Below are 22246 nucleotides of genomic sequence, written 5' to 3' on the forward strand. Positions count from 1 at the left end.
CTTGATCTTGAATCCGACGCAGACCTCCTCACGCCGCGAGGCGGCCAGCCTTGGGCCATCGAAATCAAACGCAGCCTGGCGCCAAAACCCGAGGAAGGGTTCTATCTCGCTTGCGAGGATCTAGACCCCGCGCGGCGCATCGTCGTCTATCCCGGGAAAGATTCTTTCCCATTAAAAGAGTGGTTTCGAAGTGATGCCGCTGGCCTCCGCAGGCAAAGCTCTGCTTGCCCTTGCTTGATGTCCTGTCGATCCTGCCCGCCACGCCTTCAACGATGTTCCCTACGCCGTCCAGCAATATGCGTGACGTTTTCAACGACTGAAGAGCCAGAACATCACCGACAGCACGATGCTGAAAAGCAGGCCGGTGGTAATTGGGATATAAATGGAGAAATTCCCGCGCTCGATGAGGATGTCGCCCGGCAGTCTACCTAGGCCGAGACGCGCAAGCCACGGCCATAGAATACCGATCACCACGAAAGCAAGCCCGATGATGATGAGGACTCTGGACACGGCACACCTGCCATTAGACGTCAGTCGATTAAATAATGACCGATTTCGGTATCAGCCATAATCTCACGTAGCGGTCACATAACCAAGGACGAGCCCCTGGATATGGTCCAGTCTTTCTTCCAAGGCGGCTGGCGATAAGAGATCTCTGCCGAAGATTGCGGAAAGCGTGTGATTGTTAGAGAGATAAAAATACGAGAGCGCCGCTATTGATATGTAAAGTTGGACCGGGTCGATATCCTTGCGGAACTCGCCGCTCTCCACGCCACGCTTCAAGACCTCCGCGAGCATGGCCACCAATGGCGAGTTCAGGTCCTTGATGTTGGGCAGCGCTGAAATATGCCGTGCCTTGTGCAGGTTCTCGCTGTTCAGTAATGTTATGAATTCCGGATTGTCGATGTAGTACTTCCAGGTGAATTCGGTCAGCTTGCGGATCGAGTCCCGCGGGTCCATCTCCGTCAGGTGGAGGTTCGATTCGGCAGCGCGAATCTTGGCGTACGCTTCAAGAAGAACCTCGGTATAAAGGTTCTCCTTGTTGCGGAAGTAATAAAAGATGAGCTTCTTGTCGACGTTTGCCCGCTCCGCGATTCGGGCGATACGGGCGCCGCCGAGGCCAAATTCCGCGAATTCCGCGCGGGCCACGTCCAACAGCAGTTTTCTCGACCTGTCCGCGTCCCGGGAACGCGCTATTGCCTCGCTCGACGCCTCGTCTGAAACCCTTCTGGTTTCCCGTGCACTTTCCATTGTTTTCCCATGAGCATCGATCTGAACGGCCATTTGCATTGACACCTAGCAACTCACAGCCGTGGCGTGAAGTTAGGAACGATGAGACCCGCGAGGTTCTTTTGGCCGATAGCTAAAACGTCATCATCCGGAAGTACCAAGTCATCCAACGACCTTAGCGTTTCTCTGACGAGATAAGAACCGCCTTCAGCATCGAACGGAAAATCCGTCGCGAAGACGACCTGATCGGTTCCGAAGAAATCCAGGCCGCACCGAAGGGCGCCCGCTGAGCCCGAGAGTGACGTATCCCCATAGAAGTTCTTGAAATACTCCACGACGGGCTTTCTCAGCGGGCGCGGCAGCAGGTCAGCATCAGACGGCGGGGTTCTCGAACCCATTTCGAGACCCCAGCCCTGCTCGATGCGTCCCGCAAAAAAGGGTATCATTCCACCCATGTGATGGGTAAGGACCCTCAAGTGCGGATGACGGTCGAACAGACCTGACAGCACCAGTCGAGCCATGGCCACGGACGATTCATAGGGCCAGCCAAAACACCACCAAATTTCGAACTTCGACTTCGCTTCCGTTGGATAGTCGGGCACAGGTCCCCTAATTGGATGGAGCCAGACAGTGCGGCCGGTCGCTGCAATAGCATCCCAGATGGCCTGGAATCTGGGATGGTCCAATGCCATGCCTTGAACGTGGCTTGGCAATTGAAAGCCAACTGCGCCGAGACTGATAGCCCGGTCGATTTCCTGGTGGGCGACAGTCTCGTTGCCCATGCTGATTCCGGCGACGAAGTAAGGAAATCGCCTTGGGTATTGATGCACGAGATCAGCCAAGGCGTCATTCATCAACGTCGAAAGGGACGCGGCTTCCTCCGCGTCTGCGATTTCGTCGAAAGCGGGCATCGAGGGCGTGAGAACCTGTGCATAATTCTCAAACTGATCCATGATGCGAAACCGCTCGTCGAGATCATAAAGCGATTTGAGCGTGAGCCACCGCTTCAACGGCCCGGAGGCGCTTGCGACCTTCTGGATTTGTCTGAAATAGCTCGGCGGGAAAATGTGCGTCCAGGCGTCGATCGATATGTGCGGATTGATCTGGCGTTTGCGCATTCTTGAATTTCTCCGGGTCCGAAAACGCCCAGCCGATAGGCACATCATGATCGGCAAATGCCATCCATCGAGCGGCGACCGAACCACGCTCCCCGCCAAGAAAATTATTCACCAGACGATGAATTGTCAATTCGAACCCATGCCCTTGAAGGCTGCTTTGCGCCGCACACGCAAGAGGCATAGGTCGACGCGGCCAACCTGAGGATTGACTCCACCGGGGAACCTGATGTTAATTCCCTACTTGGTGAATAACATTTTCGTTTCCGGGAGGATCGATCCTTTTGAGGCAAGGATCGGAAGGCCCGCTGACTGCGAGGAGAAACAGCGGGCAAGTTCTGGTTTATGCGGGGAGGAGCGACAGATGATGCAAAGCGCATCGTATGGAGTCATTACGCGGGAGGCTTAAGATCATGTACGCAATAATCAATTCGCCGTGGGTTCGGCCGGTCATTTTGGTAGCTGCCCTGATTCTGGTGTGGGACCTATCCATCCGGATCTTCGGCATTCCCGCATACCTGATCCCGACCCCTCTCGACGTCGGAAACCAGCTCTACACGCAGTGGCCCATGCTTGCTGCGGAAACGCTTCCAACGCTTCAGGCGACTATCGGCGGATTTGTACTCTCTGTTGTCATCGGGGTCCCGCTTGCCATGCTGATAGCGTATTCCCGGACCATTGAGAGCTACCTCTACCCGCTGCTGGTGTTTTCCCAAAGCATTCCGAAGGTTGCCATCGCGCCTTTGTTCGTGGTCTGGTTCGGGTTTGGTATTCTTCCCAAGATCATCGTTGCCTTTTTGCTCGGCTTTTTTCCGATCGTCGTATCGACGGTGATGGGCTTTAAATCCCTTGAAGCGGACCTGATCGACCTTGCAAGGTCGATGGGCAGCACACGCCTTAAGATGTTCTATAAAATCAGCCTGCCCAACGCTCTGCCGGCAATCTTCTCCGCCATGAAAGTCTCCATCACGCTTGCGGTGGTGGGTGCCGTCGTCGGCGAATTCGTCGGATCAAATTCCGGCATTGGCTACGTGTTGCAGCGCGCGAACGGTAATTTCGATTTGCCGCTGATGTTTTCCGCCCTCATCGTTCTTTCGATGATGGGTGTTTTCCTTTTCGTGCTGATCGATCTCGCCGAAAAGCTCGTATTGCCATGGCACATCTCCAATCGCGGCGACGCGCTCGCACCGACCTGAGACGTTCATGACTTGGATCACTAACGGAGGAAAAGTGATGCAGATTCCCAAGATAATCAAAGCCTGTGCGGTTTTAGCTGCAATTTCGGCGGCATGCGTGACAAGCGCGGCATCGCAAAGCCTCGAAAAGGCGACGCTGATGCTCAACTGGTACGTTACCGGCCTTCATTCACCTTTGATTCTGGGCAAGCAGAAGGGCTACTTCAAGGAGGAGGGTATCGACCTTGAAATCCTGGAGGGCCGTGGATCTGGCCCCACCGTGCAGGCCGTTGCGGCTGAGAACGTGATGTTCGGCTTTGCCGATCTGACGTCGATGATGGCGCTCGTCGCCAAGGGCGCACCGGTGATTTCGGTCGGCTCGGCATTGCAGACGAGTCCGTTCGCCGTCGTCAGCCTGAAGGAAAAGGGGATTGAAAAGCCTTCTGACATCCAGGGCCGGACTATCGCGATGACACCGGGCGATTCTCCGTCACAGTCCTGGCCGCTCTTCATGGAAAAGAACGGACTTCAGGCATCCGATTTCAAGACCGTCAGCGGCGACGCGAAGACCAAGGTCAACGCCGTGATCACGGGCCAGGCCGATGCACTTCTTGGCTTCGCCACCGATCAGGGCAGCCAGATCGAATCGGTAACCGGCAAGCCAGTGACCAACATGCTCTTCGCCGACCATGGAGTGAACAGCATCGGGTCGTCGTTCATCGTCAACCTCGAAACAGTGGAAGAAAACCCGGAGCTCATCAAAAAGGTCATGCGGGCGGCGACCCGCTCATTCGAATACACCGTCCAGCACCCCCAGGAGGCTGTCGACGCCGTGCGTGCCAGCTATCCGAATGCAGGATCGGCAGAGAGTCTGCTGTCTGGTCTGAACACGGCGATTCCTCTGCTCAAGAGCCCGGGCTCGGCCGACCTGCGGCCACTGCGCGTGACGTCTGCGCAAATCCAAGAAACCATCAAGACCATGATTGCGGTCGGGACGCTTAAAACCTCGGATGACGATGTTTCGAAGTACTATACCGATGCCTTCCTTCCGTAAGGGATCGGCGATGACGGAACCGGTCCACCTTTTTGAGGAAGAAATGGAAGCCAAAGAGCCGCAGTCTAGGCCGGGGATCCCCCTCATTGAACTCGACAACGTGACAAAGCGTTTCGGAGCCTTCGAAGCACTGCGTCCGATCAATCTGTCGATCAGTGACGGGGAGTTCGTCTCGGTTGTGGGGCCATCGGGCTGCGGAAAGAGCACGCTGCTGAGATTGGTTGCGGGCTTGGCTCCGGTGACGGACGGAGCGGTCCGTTTGGCGGGAAAGGAAATCAGCGGGCCCCAAATCGATGTCGGTATTGTCTTTCAGAGTGCGGTACTGCTCGCATGGCGCGTCGTCATCGACAACATTCTGCTGCAGGCGGAGATGCGGAATATGGACATGGTCGAGGCCCGCAGACGGGCCGAGACCTTGATCGAGATGGCCGGCCTGAAGGGGTTCGAAAACAAGTACCCGTGGCAACTGTCCGGCGGCATGCAACAGCGTGCCTCTATCTGCAGGGCGCTCCTGCACGATCCGAGGGTCTTGCTTATGGACGAGCCGTTCGGTGCACTCGACGCAATGACCCGAGAAAAGATGAATCTCGAACTTCAACGCATTTGGCTTGAATCGAAAAAAACCATCCTCCTGATCACCCACAGTATTCCGGAAGCCGTCTTCCTTTCAGATCGGGTGGTCGTCATGAGCGAACGTCCCGGTGCGATCTCGGAGGTTTACGACATCGATCTTCCTCGACCGAGAGGCCTGGATGTCATGGCGTCGCCCGCATTTGCCACTTATACAAGAACGATACGCAAGCATTTCTATGCGCAAGGCTCGCTGGACGACCATTGAATTAAAGATCGGCTCCAGACGCTGTTGCGGGATGGGATTCTATGTTCGCGCCACCGCTGCAGCTGTCGACGTATTTCCTTTTCCTCTTGACCGACACCCGCTAGCAGTCGCCGAGTTCCGGAACCATCCGTTTTGAAAGCAGGACACTTGAGGACTGGAGCGACCGCGCTTCTGCCCGCAAGGTGGCCTATTTGCCGCAGCAGACGCCGCCTGCCGCAGGCATGCGGGGCTTCGAGCGTCGGATAGTGTCCAAGCGGGAAGACGGATGCACGTCAGCTTCCCTCATTACCCAAGCCAAACTCCACCACGTGGTGCAGGGCTTTCGTTGAAGAAAAAGACGAAAAGTGCAGTCGTCATCTTGGCCTCACGTGCTGAGCGATGATCATTCCGATGCAGGCTGCGAGCGCGAGCATCACGGCCGCAAAAGCTGCCCACGCCTCCGGAGCTCCCATACTCCAAAGGGTTATGCCGCTTAAAAAACACCACAGAAGGGGGATCGGAAGGAGCAACGATAAGGTCTTGCCGCGGGCGAGAAGCAGAAAACCTAACGTTCCGATCGCTGTCGGATCGGGCGCAATGCCGAAAATCTCCGACGAGGCCCAAACCCGTCCTTGCAGCGGCGCAAGCAGCGGCTGCCCGGCAAGAGCGAAGGCAAGAAGCACATATCCCATCCCGCCGGCGGGCCCACGCCGGTCGCAGACGAGGCCATTGAGCAGCGTGCCGACGGCGAGGAGCAGCACGGCCTCAACGGCGAAGACTGGTGCGACATAGGCGGCCGCCCAGTTTATGGTCGTGTAGCGGTTCCAAAGGAAAGACCATCCGACGAAGGCCCAAAGGATCGCGAGAACGAGCGCGACGAAGCGCCCTGAGGCGTACGGCTGCCGTACGGCAAGCGCAATCGCCGCAAAGCCGAGGCCAACCGTGAGCGCCTGTAGCGGCCAGAGGGCCGCATTCTGCAACTCGAACATCCGCCAGTAGACGCGTGGCGAAAAGAGCAGAAAATCCTCAAGGCTGTAGGTCCACCATTCCGGCATCAAAGATCCTGCACGTGGGCCACCATGCGCGCGCGCGTGGCGGCGTCTGGCAAGGAGCCTATCGCCGCCGCGACGTTTTCGCGCACGTGGTCGACGCGGGTGGTTGCTGGGATCGCGACGGTGACGGCCGGGTGGGCGAGAATGAACTTCAGGAGGAACTGAGCCCAGCTCGATGCACCGAGTTCGGCCGCCCATTCGGGCATAGGTTCGCCCTCGAGCCGGCGAGTCAGCGCGCCTTGCCGGAAGGGCCGATTGATGATCACGGCAATACCGCGCTCTGCCGCCAACGGCAGGATCCGCTCTTCCGCCTCGCGATCGAGGATGTTGTAGGAGAGCTGTACAAAATCGATGGGTTCGTGCCGCATGATCTGTTCAAGAAGATCATGGCGGCGCCCTTCTGAGGTCGTGATCCCGACATAGCGCACCGCGCCGGCCGCCTTCATGTCGAACAGGGTCTGCAGATGCGCCTCCCAGGCAAGGAGATTGTGGACCTGGATGAGGTCGAACCGCGGTACATCCCAGAAAAGGCGGGATTGCTCGATCTGCCTTGGGCCGTCAGCGCCCGACGACGTCCAGACTTTCTCCGCCGAAAACAGCGCCGCGGGCTGCCCGAGCTTCCGCAGGCCATGGCCGATGACCGGTTGCGATGAGCCGTACATGGGCGAAGAGTCGATCATGCGTCCGCCAGCCTCGAAGAAGGCTGCCATGACGCCCGCGCATTCGTCCATGAGCACCCGATCGTCGCCGACATTGAAGGTGATCCACGTCCCAAGCCCGACGGCCGGAACTGCCTCGCCGGTCGACGGGATGCGGCGCATGACAGGCCGGCCGTCCTGGGGGCGTGCCAAGACTGGCGGGAAAATCGTCGCGGCCATCATAGCTAAGGAGGCCCGCACCAGCATTCGACGTGTCGTGTGCATACGTCTCCGTGATTCCGACGGCAATTAGGCCTGTCCGACGAGGGGGCGACGGCCGATCTCGATTACCTCGGGCTTTGTAGGGATTTTAGGACGTCGCTGAGGATCTGCAAAGGGTCGGTTGCGATCATATGTCCCGGCTTGAGAATCCATCTATGAGAATGGCTAGCCATCCTTGGATTGTCGAGCCGTTCGATCCGCGGCCATACGCGGGGAAATTCCGATCAGTCCTATCGACAACCGATTTCTCTTATGTTCGTTTGCAAGCTTCTTAGCGATAATTTTTCCTTTCCGGCTTTGAGGACGAAAGCACATGCGTGAAGCTGTTGAACAAAGCAGGAGACAGGGCGTTTCGACGACGGCTGGCATACTCTTATGCGCGGGCTGGGTACCGCATTTCCGTGTGTTCGTCTGGGGCTGCTTCTGTCTAACATCGGGCATGGATTTTATCCGCCACATAGAGATGACGAGGGTTCCCCACCGGAGCCCTGCCTCCATCTTTGTTCAACAGCAGATGTTTGCGTCTTGACTGGTTTGTCGCGCATTGCGCCGACGATTGGCTTTAGATTTTTGCTGTGGGAGCGACCTCCTGCCCGATCGCCCACAGGAACGCTGCCATTTCCCGGGCAACGGCGGTGACCGCGACGACCTTCGGCTTGCCTGCCGCCATCAGCTTGCGATAGCGCGCGCAAAGCCGCACCTGACCTTTCCAGGCAATCTCTCGAACCGCTCTTGGCAGGCCATCCAGCCGGGCCTGGATCGCCGGGCTCACGCGAGCCGGGAAGCGATATGTCCAGGCTCCTTCGACGAGGACCCTTCGCGCCCTTGTGTTGCCTGCCTTGGTGATCCCACCACGTTTGACCCGTTCGCCGGTTGAGCTTTCCGATGGCACGAGACCGAGATACGCCATCAGCTGGCGAGGATTGCCAAAGCGCCGGACATCGCCGATTTCGACCACAAAGGTGACCGCTGTCATGAACGCGACGCCGCGCATCGCTTGATAGGCGGCCACAACCGGCGCCATCGACCAGGATGCCGCGGTCTCGGCAACCAGCTTTGTCAGCCTGTCCAGACGCACGCCGGCATCCTCGATGGCCTGGCAAAATTCCGCCAACAGGATGTGGTGGGCGGGATGATCGAAGGCCTGGCGCGCCAGCCATCTTGTATGGGCATGCGTCCATGGCGTGCGGCCGGTATAAATCCGGCCGTGCCGCAGGAGAAAGGATTGGAGTTGCTGACGTGCCTGCTTCAACGCGTCGTTGGCAGCCTCGCGGGCCCGCACCAGGTCGCGGATCGCCTCATGGCCTTCATCCGGGACCCAGACCGCCGTCAGCTCGCCCGCCCGGTGCAGGCGCGCCAGGCTTACGGCATCGCGGCGGTTGGTCTTCACCCGGTCGCCCGCACGCCTGGGCACCAGCGATGGCGCCACCACCACGCAGTCATGCCCCAGTTCAACAATCTGGCGATAAAGACCGTAACCGGTCGGGCCGGCTTCATAACAAAAATGAAGCTTGGCTCCACGCTTGGAAAGCTTGGCGACCATCGACGCCACCGACGCCGGCTCCGACGAGATATCGCCGAAAAACCGCACCTCGCCGTTACGACCGCCATCGGCAACCGCCACTGAAATCTTCAGCTTCGACGTATCCAAGCCGATGAAAAGTACGCTATTCTCTTTCATGGTTCGCCCTCGCTAAGCATGGGGCTCGGCTCCGGCCAATCCAGAGCAACCCCCGAATTCAGCTTAACGCGGGGGCGGGCCACCTTCACCCCACGAACATACGGTCTAACCTGCCAGGCGCTGCCCATTTGCATCGAAGAAACGGCGCTCGGTCGTCTCGCTTGCAAGATGGACAGTGTCGCCGGCCTCGATTGCCAGCTGCGACCTGTGTTCTGCGGTGACGGTCTGGCCATCTTCGAGCTGACAGTATAGATACTGGGTTCCACCCAAATACTCGGAAAAATCGACCTTAGCTTTTAGGGTCTCCGCCCCAGCCTCAGCGACAACGAAATGCTCCGGGCGAACGCCGAACGTCAGCCTGTCGCCGGCTGAAAGCTTGCCGGCTGCAATCGGTGCCGGGATGACGGTGCCGGCGATTCTGATCGTGCCGTCACCGGTCCATGCGGCTTCCAGAAGGTTCATTCGCGGTGAGCCGATGAAGCCCGCGACGAAGACATTGGCCGGATTCTCGTAGACTTCGCGCGGCGTTCCCACTTGTTCGATGCGTCCATCGCGCAGAACGACGATCTTGTCGGCAAGCGTCATCGCCTCAGTCTGGTCATGCGTCACATAGATCATCGTGTTGCCGAGCTCGCGATGCAGCCGGGCGATTTCGATGCGCATCGAGACCCGTAACTCCGCATCCAGGTTCGACAGTGGTTCGTCGAACAGGAAGACGTCTGGCTTGCGCACGATTGCCCGGCCGATCGCGACGCGCTGGCGCTGACCGCCTGAGAGCTGGCCGGGCCTGCGGTCGAGCAGATGCTCGATCTTCAGAATCCCGGACGCCGCCTTCACGCGTGTCTCGATCTCGGCTGCCGCCGTTTTCGCCATCTTCAGCCCGAAGGCGAGGTTTTCGCGCACGCTCATGTGCGGATAAAGAGCGTAGGACTGAAACACCATGGCGATGCCCCGGTCCGACGGATCGAGATCGGTGACGTTGCGTCCCTTGATCTCGATCTCGCCGTCCGTGACCTCTTCGAGGCCGGCGATCATGCGAAGCAGCGTCGACTTTCCGCAGCCGGAGGGGCCGACGAAGACGACAAAGGAGCCCTCGGCGATTTCAAGGTCGATGCCATGGATGACATCGAAGCTGGCGAAGCTCTTTCGGACGCCGGACAGCACGACGCCAGTATCTGTCAACTTACTCACTTTACTCACCGCTCGAGCCACCTGCTCTGACCCAGACAAGCATCTCACCCGGAGCGCGGTTATCCCAGAACGGGTAGGGCACAAAGCGCGCGGTCGCTTCGCGTGCCTGCGGCGGCGACGTCCTGTAAAGCATGTTGCCCCAATCGGTTTCATCGCGTGTCACCGGCAGATCCAAAGCGACGGCGCCGCGAAGCTCGGCGATCTCGGCAGTTGTGGCTTTTGACGCATCGGCGCTGAGCCGGATACCGTTCAAGCCGGAACCGTTGTCAGTCGCTTCGACGCAATAGACAAGCGGCCCGCGCATCAAAGCCGTGCGGCCGGCATCCTGGCGCACCAGCGGATTGGCAAAGAGCGAGCGCGCCGCAAGGGGAATGTCGAGATTGACATGATCGCCGCTCTTCCATTCCCGTTCGATGCGGGCATAGCCGTCGAGCATCACGGATGAAAGATCGAGCGCCTCGCCATTCACCTTGATTGCGGCGCCGTCGGCCCATTCGGGGATGCGGAGCGACACGGCGAAATGCGCCGGTTTTTCCATCTCGATGTAAAAATGGATGGCGCCATCCCAAGGATAGCGCGTCTCCTGCGCGAGCGTGATCTTCGAGCCCGCGATTTCAAAGCGCGCCCTGCTTTCTCCATAGAGATGGACGGCAATCTCGTCGTCGGCAACGGCATACATATAAGATCCGATGGAGGACAGCAGGCGCGCAATGTTCGGCGGGCAGCAGGGGCAGTGATGCCAGATCCAGCGATGGTGCTTGCCGGCGCTCTCAAGCGGATTTTCATAGAAGAACGTCCTGCCGTCGAGCGAAATGCCGGCCATTGCGCCATTGTAAAGCGCCTGCTCCATGATGTCGGCATAGCGGCGATCGGGACCGCGGCCCAGCATGCGGCTGGCCCAGAACACCAGGCCGACCGAGGCGCAGGTTTCGGCGTAGGCGCTCTCGTTCGGCAGGTCGTAGTAGTCGGTGAACCCTTCATTGGACGCGGCTGGGCCGATGCCGCCGGTGATGTACATCTGCTTGGTCGTGAGGTCGTCCCAGAGTGTTTCGAGTGCGGCGGTCAGGGTATCGTCGTTATATTCCGTCGCGATGTCTGCCATGCCGGAATAAAGATACATGGCACGCACCGCATGGCCGACCACCTTCTTTTGCTGCCGCACCGGCTCGTGAGCCTGGTTGTATTCGTAGGTACTCTGGATGAAATTTGCCGGATCGCGGCCGTCGCGGATCGCCTCTTCGGTAAAGAAATGCGGCTCGGCGCCGCGCTCGTCGATGAAATACTTGGCGAGATCCAGATACTTCTTCTCGCCGGTCACGCGGGCGAGTCTGACCAGCGCCAACTCGATCTCTTCATGGCCGCAATAGCCCGGTATCTGGCCTTCGCCGTGGCCGAAGACCTTGATCACGTAGTCGGCATACCGGCACATGATATCGAGCAGCTTGCGCTTGCCCGTCGCCTGATAATAGGCAACCGCGCCCTCGATCAGATGGCCGGCGCAATAAAGCTCGTGGTGGTCGCGCAGATTGGCCCAGCGACGGCCTGGCTGGACGCGCTGGAACCAGGCGTTGAGATAGCCATCCTTGTCCTGCAGTTTCTCATACATGCCGATAATGTCGTCGACGCGGGCTTCCAACTGCGGATTGGGGCGCCGGTAGAGCGAATAGGCGACCGTCTCGATTGATTTGCCAAGGTCGCTGTCCCAGAACATCTGCGTCGTGCCGCCCCAGGGCTGGATCGGGATCACGACGCCGGGGCCTGGCTGGCTCGTATCGATCGCGCGCAGCATGCCGGCCGCCACGCAACGGTCGAGAAGCGTCTCGGCCGTGGACGCGCAGATCGCGTCCTGACGATCGCCGAAGAGCCCGTGCAATTCGACGCTCGGAACGGGAAGGGGGCGGAACTGGCGGTCTCTTTTCAGCTTGTTCATGGCTTCATCCATTTTGTCTTGAGATCACTTCACCGCGCCGGCCATGAGCCCGCGCATGTAGTAGCGTTGCAGAAGCAGGAAGACGATGAGGCAGGGGATCGTCATGACGACGACGCCGGCCTGCACCGCGCCCCAGTTGATCGCGCCGAGGCGGCCGGCGCGCACCGCCGTCATGAGGACGGGCAGGGTGTATTTCTCATTACTGGAAAGCAGCACGAGTGCCGCAAGGAACTCGTTCCAGGCATTGAGGAACGCAAAGATCGCGACGGTCGCGACACCGGGCAGGACAAGCGGCAACAGCACGCGCACAAGGAGCTTCAAATCGCGCGCGCCGTCGATACGCGCAGCCTCCTCGATCTCTTTCGGGACGGCATCGAAAGCATTGCGCATCATGAAGACGGAAAAGGGAAGCTGCAGGGTCACATAGACGAGCGTCAGCCCGAGCAGCGAATTGTTGAGCCCGAGCTTTGCAAGGATGATGAAGAGCGGCGTCAGGATCGACTGGAAGGGGATCATCAGCGTCATGATGATCAGCACGAAGAGCACGTTCTTCAGCGGAAACCGATAGCGCGAAAATCCGTATCCCGCGAGCAGGCTGACCACGACTGTCAGGACAACGGTGGCAAGCGAGACGAGCAGCGAATTGACCATGTGCCGCCAGATGCCGGCGCCGAACGTATCCAGCAATCTGTAGGAATCGAAGCTCACACCCGTCGTCGGCCATGGCGGCAGAGGCGGCAGGCTCGCTTCGGTTCCGTGCCGGAACGAGGCAAGCAGCGTGACGGCGAATGGCGCCAGAAAGAAGATCGCGATGGCGATCCCCGTCAGGTGGTAGGCCGACTTCGAGCGGAGGCGCTTGCGCGCGCGGCGTTCCTTCGCGGAGATCATGGGCGATCCTCCCCGACACGAAGCAGCCAGAGCTGTATGATGCTGATCGCCACCAGGATCGCGAGAAGCACGATCGACAGCGCTGCGCCATAGCCGAGGTTGAAGGACACGAAGGACTGATTGAAGATGTAATAGACGACCGAGATCATCTTGTTCTGCGGTCCGCCGGCCGTCATGATGTAGAACTGGTCAAAGGCAAGGACCGAACCGGTGACGGAGACGATCAGCGCCAGCGCGATCGTCTTGCGCATCAAGGGCAGCGTCAGATGCACGAACCGCTGCCAACGGCCGGCGCCATCGATGCGGGCCGCCTCCGTCAGTTCTGCAGGAATAGCCTGAAGCCCTGTCAAAAGGATGATCATGGTAAAGCCCGCGATCTTCCAGACGACCATTACGACAACAGTCAGAAACGCCGTATCGAAGGTCGCAAGCAGGTTTGGGCTTTTCTCGACGAGGCCGAGGCCTTTCAAGGCAGGACCGATGAACCCGCTGTCGACATTGGCAAGCCACACCCAAAGCAGGGAGGCAGTTGCAAGGCCGACGACGACTGGCAGAAAGATGATCGTGCGGTAGGCGCTGACGAACTGCCGTTCCTTTTCGACGAAGACCGCCAGCGGAAAGGCGACCACGAAGATCGCGACAGTGACGATCACGGTATAATAGGCCGTGAAATTCAGCGCCGTCATGAAGCGGCCGTCGTTATACATGCGGAAATAGTTGTTGAACCCGATCCAGCGCGAGGCCCCCATCAGCGGCCAGTTATGAAGGCTCATCCATCCGGTGAAGATAACCGGCATGATGAAGAAGACGATGACGAGCGCCATGGCGGGTGCGATATAGGCAAGGCCACGCCATTGCGATCTTCGCCGCCTGGGCGCGGACGATTGGCGCTGCAAGCCTGAACCTATCATCGAAAAACGCTCCGCATCTGTCATTAAGATTGGCCGGGAAGCTGCCACCGCTCCCCGGCCCACGGCCGGGAGAGACGTTATTGGCCGCTGTCTATGATCGACTGCATTTCCGATTGGGCGTTTGAAAAGGCGCCGTCGACATCGTCGCCGAAAATCGCGGCATTGGTGAAGGTAGCCCACGGGCCGTTGGCGCTGTTGATCAGATCGTTGAACTGCAGCGTATAGGGCGTCTTGGCAACGCTGATCGCCTCAAGTCCGACCTGCATACGCGGATCGAGCCCCTCCAGCACCTTTTGGGCGATGTCGCCGCGCGTCGGCAGGCTGCCGTACTGTGCCATGACCTTCTGGCCGTCCATCGAATAGATGTATTCGAGGAATTCCTTCACTGCATCGATCTTTTTCGTGCCCTTGGTGATGACGAAATTATCGCCGCCTGCGAAGGAGGAGGGCTTTCCATCGACACTTGGAATGAGGGTCACGCCGAAGTTGATGTCCGGATGCTCGGTCACAAGCGTGCCGATGGCAAAGGCGCCGAGGCTTTGCTGGCCGATCTTGCCGTTCGTAAAGGTCAGGAAGTTCGTACCGTTGTCGCTTGCCGCACCTGCCGGCACGAAGTCCTTCTTGACCATGTTGCGATAGATATCGACCGCCTTGCGCATTTGCGGCGTATCGAGCGTCGCCGTCTTGCTGTCGGCCGAGAGGATATCGGCGCCGCCACCCCAGACGAGCGGGGTGAAGGTGAAGATCATGCAGCCGCCGCAGCCGCCACCTGAGAAATAGAAGCCATAGGTGTCGTCACCGAGCGCGCGGATCTTTTCTGCGTTGGCGGTAATCTCGTCCCAGGTCGCCGGCGCCTTTTCCGGGTCTAGGCCGGCCTTCTTGTAGAGGTCTTTGTTCCAGGCAAAGACCGAGGTCTCGACTGAGAGCGGTAGGCCGTAAATGCGGTCCTGATAGGTGCCGAGGCGAACATGCGACGGCGACAGCGCGTTGAAATAGGGCAGGGATTTTGCCCAGTCCGTCAGGTCTTCCAACTGGCCGGCCGCAGCAAAGGCGGGGTTGTAGATGAGGTCCATCGAAAGGGCGTCGGGCGCTTGTCCGCCGGCGATCGCCGTTGCATATTTCTGCACCAGTTCGGAAAACGGCACTTCGGTTGCGTTGACCTGGTTTTCGTGGCTGGCATTATAGGCTTCAACGACCTTCTTGAAGGCGTCGCCGATCCCCGAGCGGACCCACATTTCAACTTTTTCGGCGGCCGATGCTCCCGATACCAGGCATAGGGTAGCGATGCTGGTCGCTGCCAATAGACGCTTGATCATGACGTTCCTCCCAATATGGCGCGTCTCCTCGCGCCGTTTCTCATACCTTGCAGGCACCCCCGCACGACTGCCGCACGACCAAACGGCACGGCAATTTCCTCACTCCGGGCTCGACAGGCCTGCCCTCGGCGAGCGCAAGCACGGTCAACCCTGCCTGACGGCCGAGTTCCTTCAATTCCATGTCGACCGTCGTCAGCGGCGGCCGCGTCTGCGCGGCGACGATCTCCCAATTGTCGAATCCGACGACCGAGACGTCCTCCGGCACTTTGACGCCCCGCTCGCGAAGCGCATCGACGACACCGCGGGCGATCTGGTCGTTGCCGCAGAAGATGCCATCGGGTTTTTCTCCGGCGCGGCTCCATATGCGGCCGACTGCCTCATGACCCCAGGCCTCTGCCCACGCGCCGTAGAGGACCGGCTCACTGTCACCTGCGATCTCGCGGTAGGCCGAGGCGCGCTCGCAAACCGAAAAAAAGCTTTCAGGACCGGTAATATGGGCGATGCGGGAACGCCCGAGTGCGATCAGCCACTCCATCGCGAGCCTTGCGCCCTGTGCGTCATCCGAGCGGAAGCTGACGCTGCCCGGCGTGCCTTCCGTAAAGGCGTAGACCACTGGGACCGGAAGGCTTGATAGATCGACCGGCAGCCGCCGGTCGAGCCGCTTACCCGATGCGATGATGCCATCGACCTGCTTGTCCAGCATCGCATCCACGTGAATCTGCCCAAGAGTCGGATCATCCTCGATCGCGCACAGGAAAACCGAAACCCCGTGGTCGACCAACGCCTCCGAAATGCCTGCCATCACCGGGAGCGTGAAGCGGCCATAAGTGTCGTTGGTCAAGAGCCCGATAGTGAAGCTGCGCTTGCTCAAGAGGCCACGCGCTAGCGCGTTCGGCCTGAAGCCGATTTCCAGCGCGATGCGCTTGACCCGCTCGCGCGTTTCCTCGCCCACGCGGCCCGCATCGTTCAACGCCTTCGACGCCGTCGAGATGCTGACGCCGGCTGCGGCCGCTAGATCATGGATCGTTATCCGGCTCTGTCTTCCCCCTGTGTCGTTCAGTCTCATTCTCCCATCAATTCGATGAGAGAAAACCTTTTCGCAACGAAGATGTCAACTGCGAAAAGGTTTTCTCAGCTGAGCTTTCGAGGCGCGCAAACGACGGTCTCAGGCGAGACTATGCCGAGCGATAGACTGATCGGGGGTCGAAGACTTGATCTGGGCAGGCTTATTTGTTCTTCAGCAGCCACATCTTGCCGGCCATCGTGATCCCGTAGACGTCCTTTGACGCATCATGATCGAGATGGCGTCGTTCCAGAAAGCCTGGCGCCTTCAATTCTTCCAGGGTCTTGCTGGTTACGGATTTCACTTTCTGCGGTCGTTCTTTCCAACGGTCGGTTCTTGCGTAAGTCACCGTTGCGTTTTGGTGCGTCCACTTCTTCGTCGGCTGAAGATAAAGATCTCCATCCCTGGCGAGTTTCAGTGCTGCGATCTGCGATGGCGTAAGTTCAATCATGGGTCCGGTAAGTCCTATCTGGTGTTCTTTGCCGCGACTTAGCACAGATTCATCGAGCCGCCTTAAAAAAGAAGCGAGGAGTCCGGATCATTGGCGATCTGTGAAACACACCGGCCATTGTCGCCGCACTCCTGGTGTCTAGACGGTCATCACCAGTTCCTGGCCATCTGATTGGTTCTACTCTTCGCGCGGCGCGATAAGACCGCGCGCCGCTCCCACCATGACCTTCAGATGGTCCGGGTTGCGAACGCCCTGGCGATAAAGTTCGATCGTGATCGCAGCAATACGCTCTGCTTCCTCGGAATCCTTGGCGACTTTGGCTACCGACCGAACCTCGTCGAATACGCATTGGCACATCTTAAGGTCGCGGGCATCAAGCGGCACGTCCGATCGGTTGATGATCGTCTGAACCATCCTAACCTCCATCCCGTGCGGCCCGCCGGTCGCCAGGCGGGCCGAATGTCAACCTAGAAGTCCATGCCGGCTCCGGGGGGCATCGCGGGGGCGGCGCCCTCCTTCTTCGGCTTTTCCGCGATCATGGCCTCCGTCGTCACCAGCAGGCCGGCGATAGAGGCAGCATCCTGAAGCGCGGTGCGCACGACCTTGGCCGGGTCGATCACACCCATTTTGAAGAGATCGCCGTATTCGTTGGTCTGGGCATTCCAACCATAGGAAAGCTCGGTCTTCTCGCGCAGCTTGCCGACGACGATCGAACCTTCCGCGCCGGCATTCTCGGCGATCTGGCGCACCGGGGATTCGATAGCGCGCCGGACGATATCGACGCCGACACGCTGATCCGAATTGGCCACGGCGACGTTGTCGAGCGCCTTGACGGCGCGCAGCAGCGCCACTCCGCCACCCGGCAGGATACCTTCTTCGACTGCCGCACGCGTTGCATGCAGCGCATCGTCGACGCGGTCCTTCCTTTCCTTCACTTCGACTTCCGTCGAGCCGCCGACGCGGATGACGGCAACACCACCGGCGAGCTTGGCAAGACGTTCCTGCAGCTTTTCGCGGTCGTAGTCGGAGGTGGTTTCTTCGATCTGCGCCTTGATCTGGGCAACGCGGCCTTCGATGTCCGACTTGGCGCCGGCGCCGTCGATGATCGTGGTGTTTTCTTTCTCGACGACGATCTTCTTCGCGCGGCCAAGCATGTCGAGGGTAACGGACTCGAGCTTGATGCCGAGGTCTTCGGAGATCACCGTGCCGCCCGTCAGGATGGCGATGTCCTCGAGCATGGCTTTGCGGCGGTCGCCGAAGCCCGGAGCCTTGACGGCAGCGATCTTCAGGCCGCCGCGCAGCTTGTTGACGACGAGTGTTGCAAGCGCTTCGCCTTCGACGTCTTCAGCGATGATGAGCAGCGGCTTGCCGGACTGGACGACAGCTTCGAGAACCGGGAGCATCGACTGCAGGTTCGAGAGCTTCTTCTCATGGATCAGGATATAGGGATCCTCAAGCTCGACCCGCATCTTGTCCTGATTGGTGATGAAGTAGGGGGACAGGTATCCGCGGTCGAACTGCATGCCTTCGACGACTTCGAGTTCGGTTTCGGCAGTCTTGGCTTCCTCGACCGTGATCACGCCTTCGTTGCCGACTTTCTGCATGGCCTCGGCAAGGAAGTTGCCGATTTCGGGATCGCCATTGGCCGAGATGGAGCCGACCTGGGCGATTTCGGCATTATTGGAGATTTTGCGGGCGTTGTTTTTCAGTTCCTTGACGACGGCATCGACGGCAAGGTCGATACCGCGCTTCAGGTCCATCGGGTTCATGCCGGCGGCAACGGCTTTTGCGCCTTCGCGAACGATCGCCTGGGCAAGAACGGTTGCCGTCGTCGTGCCGTCGCCGGCGACGTCGCTGGTCTTCGACGCGACCTCGCGCAACATCTGGGCGCCCATGTTTTCGAACTTGTCCTCAAGCTCGATTTCCTTGGCGACCGAAACACCGTCCTTGGTGATGCGCGGAGCGCCGAAGGATTTGTCGATCACGACGTTGCGGCCCTTCGGGCCGAGCGTCACCTTGACGGCATTGGCGAGAATGTCGACGCCGCGCAGCATGCGATCACGGGCATCGGCGTGGAATTTGACTTCTTTAGCAGCCATGTTCTTCACTCCTCCATAGGCAGCCAGCGTTGAAATGGGGTCAGCCCAAGGCCGATTAGGCGGCCTTCTTGTCGACCGCCGGGGCCTCTATGATGCCCATGACGTCGCTTTCCTTCATGATCAGCAGGTCTTCGCCGTTGATCTTGATCTCGGTGCCAGACCACTTGCCGAACAGAATGCGATCGCCGGCCTTAACGTCGAGCGGCTGGACCTGGCCGGCATCATTGCGCGCGCCCGGACCGACGGCGATGACTTCTCCCTCCTGCGGCTTTTCCTTGGCAGTGTCGGGAATGATGATGCCGCCCTTGGTCTTCTCTTCGGACTCCACACGGCGGACGAGAATGCGATCATGAAGCGGTCGGAACGTCATGTTTTCCTCCATGAACAAACGATGATCCATGTTTCATTGCCGGAGCGAGTGATCGATCCGGCGGCTGCCAGGCTCTTTGCCCGCCCGGCTGAAAAAATCTGCTACCGATTTTTTCGAATTTCAAGAGGGCTGCAGCAAAAAATTAGCACTCTTGCGGGGAGAGTGCTAACGCGCCGTTCCGGAACGGAAACGTCGACATTGGCGTTTACTCTATGCTGATGCGCGAGAAATTCTACGCAGCATCAAGCGTGTTCCAGACGAAGGTGACTCATATATGTCGCCCCATCGACAAAGGTAAAGGCGAGCGCATGAGGTCATCCTTCGACGCCTTGCAAGCATGGAGGTTGAGATGAGTGTTCGTGATCTTATTCCGTGGGGCCGCAGCAACAGTCCGGTCCCGACAGGTTATGCAGGCAGAGACCAGCATCCGTTCCTTGCGCTTCACCGCGAGATGAACAGGCTGTTCGACGACGTCTTCCGCGGCTTCGAGGGCCGCTTTCCCACAGTCGGCTCCGGTTTCATGTTCGAAACCGCCTGGCCGAAGATCGAAGTCGCGGAGACGGATAAGAACATCCGGATCCTCGCCGAAATCCCGGGAATGGAGGAGAAGGATATCGAACTTTTGATCGACAACGGCATCCTGACGATCCGCGGCGAAAAGCGCGCCGACAACGAGGATAAGGACCGGCAGTTCTCCGAGCGGTTCTATGGCCGCTTCGAGCGCCGCCTTTCACTCAACAGCGAGGTGCAGGAAGACAAGATCGACGCGTCCTTCAAGAACGGCGTCCTGACGATCACCCTGCCACGCTCCGAAACGGCGCAATCGCGTGCCAAGCGCATCACGATCAACGGCTAGCGGCCGTCGAACGGCACTCCATCCGTGGCCGAGAAATCGAATGGGATCGCGAGAAGCGATCCTGTTCGTTCGCAACGGCCTTGGATTGCAGCGATCGACGGCTAGTGCGCGGTGTCGAGCTTTGCGGCGAGTTCAAGGATCATGTCGTCGGCAGCATCGGCGATCGCCATGGCAACTTCCGCCGGCTTGAAGCCCCTCTTCTGGCCTTCCTTGATGATTTCCAGAAACATCGGCTCGAAGGATGCCCGGCAATCACGAAGTCGCTCGGCATACTGCGCAGGTTTGGCATTTACGCTGTAAGTATCCATGCTTTAACCCCTCAACCTTATGGGTCATACCATGGCGACAAACTCGGACGTATGCAAGAGCATGCTTAAATAAGGGTTAATCCCTCGGCTTATTTTTGGCCATTATTGGACAAGGCCCGATATCGAGAGATCGCTGCACACCGCGCTGCGCCGGTGCATGATTGACTTTACCGCGAAATGAGAACATAAAGGGAACAAACGCAACGGAGATTCTCATGACGCACGCAGAGCTCGTTATACAGAATGCCTTGGCTTTTGTTGCAGCATCGCGCTCGGCTCGCGAGCGCGACCGGAAACGGCGCGAGAAGCTGCTCGAACGGATTCAGCTGATGAGGCCACCGAACCCCTATCTCGTTAAGACGCGGGGCGGCGAGCAGCTCAAGCTCAAGCTTGATCTCGATCACTGAGGGGCGTCTGCGATCGGCAGAAGACAGTATTGCCCGCGCCCGATATGCGATATGACCATCATCATCGAAACCGCGTCGCTCTGAAACTGCGCGCCAGCCGAGCGGCAAGCTGCGGGAGGAGGAGAGATGATACATGACGAGCGGCCGCTGGCGATCAGCGCGCCGGAGCCGCGCACGCTCGACCTGATCTTTACGGCCGAGGCGAGAAAGCAGTTGCACGCCAGATATCAGATCGTCGAGGCCGATCCGGAAAATATCGAAGGGCTCGGCGATGACGTTCTGGGCAAGGCGCGCTACATCATCGGTCAGCCGCCGCTGTCGGCCGAAACGCTGGCCCGGATGCCCGCGCTGCGCTGCGTGCTGAACGTCGAAAGCAACCTTATCAACAACATGCCCTATGAAATCCTCTTTCAGCGCGGCATCCATGTTGTGACGACGGGGCAGGTCTTTGCCGAACCGGTGGCGGAAATCGGTCTGGGTTTTGCGCTTTCGCTCGCGCGAGGCATCGTCGACGCGGATGTCGCCTTTCGTGAGGGCAGGGAGCTGTGGGGTGGAGAGGGCAATGCAAGCGCCCGGCTGATCGGAGGCTCCGAAATCGGCATCATCGGCTTCGGCGATCTCGGCAAAGCGCTGCGGCGCGTGTTTTCCGGCTTCCGGGCGAAGGTCCGGGTCTTCGATCCCTGGCTGCCGCGCTCCATCCTGGAGGAGAACGGCGTTGAAGCGGCGAGCCTCGAAGAGGTAGTGACGAGAAGCGATTTCGTTTTTGTCGTTGCGGCGGTCACCAGCGAGAACAAGGGGCTCCTCGGTGCCGAGGCCTTTGCCAGCATGCGGCCGGGCGCGGCTTTCATCCTGCTCAGCCGGGCAGATGTCGTCGATTTCGATGCATTGATATCGGCTGTCGCATCCGGCCATATCGTCGCGGCAAGCGATGTCTATCCGCAAGAGCCGCTACCGCTTGATCATCCGGTGCGGAACCTGAAAGGCTTTATCCGTTCCGCGCATCGGGCCGGCGCACTGGACAGCGCCTTCAAGAAGATGGGCGGCATGGTGCTGGAGGACATGGATTTGATGGACCGCGGCTTGCCGCCGATGCGGTGCAAACGGGCCGAGCGCGAGACCGTATCGCGCATGCGCTCGAAGGGCGTGAAGATCAACTGATCAAAATATGTGTCGTGGCCGCGTGCTGCGAGCGCCGTCATGCGTTACGAAAATGTCGCGATCATAGGCTGTTGCTTTAAGATTGATGCGCCACGGCAGCATTTTTGGTGGGGAAATTCTGCGGATCGGGTGCTATCGTCCTGACATGGACCGATGAAGCGGAAGAGCAATGCTTCCGGTGTCACGGATCAACACTGCGATCTCGGGAGGAGAGCAGATGCTGGCGGCGATACGGCGGGATCGACGGCTAAGGG

24 protein-coding genes and 1 pseudogene are annotated in these 22246 nt (G+C 59.2%); 7 read left to right on the forward strand and 18 right to left on the reverse strand.

Going from position 1 to position 22246, the window contains the following annotated elements:
• Nucleotides 1–75: 75 nt before the first annotated feature.
• Nucleotides 76–120, forward strand: a pseudogene (locus tag N2599_RS38205) (hypothetical protein); the annotation flags it as partial.
• Between the two features lie 189 nt (nt 121–309).
• On the opposite strand, the gene N2599_RS24970 reads toward N2599_RS38205, so the two are convergent.
• From N2599_RS24970 to N2599_RS24985, 4 genes are all read right to left on the reverse strand, one after another.
• Nucleotides 310–510: a DUF2905 domain-containing protein gene (locus N2599_RS24970; RefSeq protein WP_027510900.1), complete on the reverse strand. Its 201-nt coding sequence runs from the start codon at nt 508–510 to the stop codon at nt 310–312.
• Nucleotides 511–573: 63 nt separating this feature from the next.
• The gene (locus tag N2599_RS24975; RefSeq protein ID WP_051336610.1) at nt 574–1251 is read right to left on the reverse strand and encodes a TetR/AcrR family transcriptional regulator; all 678 of its coding nucleotides are present in this window, start codon (nt 1249–1251) and stop codon (nt 574–576) included.
• 53 nt (nt 1252–1304) lie between these two features.
• On the reverse strand, nt 1305–2321 hold the full coding sequence (locus tag N2599_RS24980; protein WP_260308589.1) for an amidohydrolase family protein: 1017 nt from the start codon (nt 2319–2321) through the stop codon (nt 1305–1307).
• On the reverse strand, nt 2206–2478 hold the full coding sequence (locus N2599_RS24985; protein WP_244915022.1) for a hypothetical protein: 273 nt from the start codon (nt 2476–2478) through the stop codon (nt 2206–2208). The genes N2599_RS24980 and N2599_RS24985 overlap by 116 nt, the downstream gene beginning before the upstream one ends.
• Nucleotides 2479–2758: 280 nt before the next feature.
• Here N2599_RS24985 and N2599_RS24990 point away from each other — a divergent pair, with 280 nt between their 5' ends.
• From N2599_RS24990 to N2599_RS25000, 3 genes are all read left to right on the forward strand, one after another.
• Nucleotides 2759–3541 (forward strand): ABC transporter permease, encoded by a 783-nt coding sequence (locus tag N2599_RS24990; RefSeq protein ID WP_198521620.1) that lies wholly within the window; start codon nt 2759–2761, stop codon nt 3539–3541.
• 97 nt (nt 3542–3638) lie between these two features.
• Nucleotides 3639–4574, forward strand: coding sequence for an ABC transporter substrate-binding protein (locus N2599_RS24995; protein WP_157814365.1), 936 nt, complete (start codon nt 3639–3641; stop codon nt 4572–4574).
• A 43-nt stretch (nt 4575–4617) separates the two neighbouring features.
• On the forward strand, nt 4618–5412 hold the full coding sequence (locus N2599_RS25000; RefSeq protein WP_027510895.1) for an ABC transporter ATP-binding protein: 795 nt from the start codon (nt 4618–4620) through the stop codon (nt 5410–5412).
• 353 nt (nt 5413–5765) lie between these two features.
• On the opposite strand, the gene N2599_RS25010 is transcribed toward N2599_RS25000, so the two are convergent.
• From N2599_RS25010 to groES, 13 genes are all read right to left on the reverse strand, one after another.
• Complete coding sequence (locus N2599_RS25010) at nt 5766–6446, reverse strand: DUF6064 family protein (RefSeq protein WP_027510894.1); 681 nt, start codon at nt 6444–6446, stop codon at nt 5766–5768.
• Complete coding sequence (locus tag N2599_RS25015) at nt 6446–7366, reverse strand: aldo/keto reductase (protein ID WP_027510893.1); 921 nt, start codon at nt 7364–7366, stop codon at nt 6446–6448. Before N2599_RS25015 ends, N2599_RS25010 begins: the two co-directional genes overlap by 1 nt.
• 559 nt (nt 7367–7925) lie before the next feature.
• On the reverse strand, nt 7926–9044 hold the full coding sequence (locus tag N2599_RS25020; protein WP_260308238.1) for an IS110 family RNA-guided transposase: 1119 nt from the start codon (nt 9042–9044) through the stop codon (nt 7926–7928).
• 105 nt (nt 9045–9149) lie between these two features.
• Complete coding sequence (locus tag N2599_RS25025; protein ID WP_027513795.1) at nt 9150–10226, reverse strand: ABC transporter ATP-binding protein; 1077 nt, start codon at nt 10224–10226, stop codon at nt 9150–9152.
• 10 nt (nt 10227–10236) lie between these two features.
• The gene (locus tag N2599_RS25030) at nt 10237–12165 is read right to left on the reverse strand and encodes a glycoside hydrolase family 127 protein (RefSeq protein ID WP_027513796.1); all 1929 of its coding nucleotides are present in this window, start codon (nt 12163–12165) and stop codon (nt 10237–10239) included.
• A 24-nt stretch (nt 12166–12189) separates the two neighbouring features.
• On the reverse strand, nt 12190–13053 hold the full coding sequence (locus tag N2599_RS25035) for a carbohydrate ABC transporter permease (RefSeq protein WP_027513797.1): 864 nt from the start codon (nt 13051–13053) through the stop codon (nt 12190–12192).
• Entirely contained in the window at nt 13050–13964 is a 915-nt protein-coding gene (locus tag N2599_RS25040) for a carbohydrate ABC transporter permease (RefSeq protein WP_027513798.1), read from the reverse strand. Before N2599_RS25040 ends, N2599_RS25035 begins: the two co-directional genes overlap by 4 nt.
• 77 nt (nt 13965–14041) lie before the next feature.
• Nucleotides 14042–15280, reverse strand: coding sequence for an ABC transporter substrate-binding protein (locus N2599_RS25045; protein ID WP_027513799.1), 1239 nt, complete (start codon nt 15278–15280; stop codon nt 14042–14044).
• Nucleotides 15281–15320: 40 nt separating this feature from the next.
• Nucleotides 15321–16346 carry a LacI family DNA-binding transcriptional regulator gene (locus tag N2599_RS25050; RefSeq protein ID WP_051336857.1) on the reverse strand — a complete coding sequence of 342 codons (1026 nt, stop codon included), beginning with the start codon at nt 16344–16346 and terminating at the stop codon, nt 15321–15323.
• Nucleotides 16347–16506: 160 nt separating this feature from the next.
• Nucleotides 16507–16794 (reverse strand): hypothetical protein, encoded by a 288-nt coding sequence (locus N2599_RS25055; RefSeq protein WP_027513801.1) that lies wholly within the window; start codon nt 16792–16794, stop codon nt 16507–16509.
• 177 nt (nt 16795–16971) lie between these two features.
• Nucleotides 16972–17208, reverse strand: a complete 237-nt coding sequence (locus tag N2599_RS25060; RefSeq protein WP_027513802.1) for a hypothetical protein — start codon at nt 17206–17208, stop codon at nt 16972–16974.
• 53 nt (nt 17209–17261) lie between these two features.
• Nucleotides 17262–18893, reverse strand: coding sequence for a chaperonin GroEL (gene groL / locus N2599_RS25065; protein ID WP_100771971.1), 1632 nt, complete (start codon nt 18891–18893; stop codon nt 17262–17264).
• A 55-nt stretch (nt 18894–18948) separates the two neighbouring features.
• The gene (gene groES / locus N2599_RS25070) at nt 18949–19263 is read right to left on the reverse strand and encodes a co-chaperone GroES (RefSeq protein ID WP_027513804.1); all 315 of its coding nucleotides are present in this window, start codon (nt 19261–19263) and stop codon (nt 18949–18951) included.
• Nucleotides 19264–19612: 349 nt separating this feature from the next.
• Between groES and N2599_RS25075 the strand changes: the two genes are divergently transcribed.
• Entirely contained in the window at nt 19613–20119 is a 507-nt protein-coding gene (locus N2599_RS25075) for an Hsp20/alpha crystallin family protein (RefSeq protein ID WP_260308577.1), read from the forward strand.
• A 101-nt stretch (nt 20120–20220) separates the two neighbouring features.
• On the opposite strand, the gene N2599_RS25080 is transcribed toward N2599_RS25075, so the two are convergent.
• Nucleotides 20221–20427, reverse strand: a complete 207-nt coding sequence (locus tag N2599_RS25080; RefSeq protein ID WP_027511671.1) for a hypothetical protein — start codon at nt 20425–20427, stop codon at nt 20221–20223.
• A 215-nt stretch (nt 20428–20642) separates the two neighbouring features.
• Here N2599_RS25080 and N2599_RS25085 point away from each other — a divergent pair, with 215 nt between their 5' ends.
• Nucleotides 20643–20834 (forward strand): hypothetical protein, encoded by a 192-nt coding sequence (locus N2599_RS25085; RefSeq protein ID WP_037142778.1) that lies wholly within the window; start codon nt 20643–20645, stop codon nt 20832–20834.
• 126 nt (nt 20835–20960) lie between these two features.
• Entirely contained in the window at nt 20961–21992 is a 1032-nt protein-coding gene (locus N2599_RS25090) for a hydroxyacid dehydrogenase (protein WP_027511669.1), read from the forward strand.
• The last annotated feature ends 254 nt before the right edge of the window (nt 21993–22246 follow it).

It is taken from the genome of Rhizobium sullae (assembly GCF_025200715.1).
GTDB classification, from domain to species: domain Bacteria; phylum Pseudomonadota; class Alphaproteobacteria; order Rhizobiales; family Rhizobiaceae; genus Rhizobium; species Rhizobium sullae.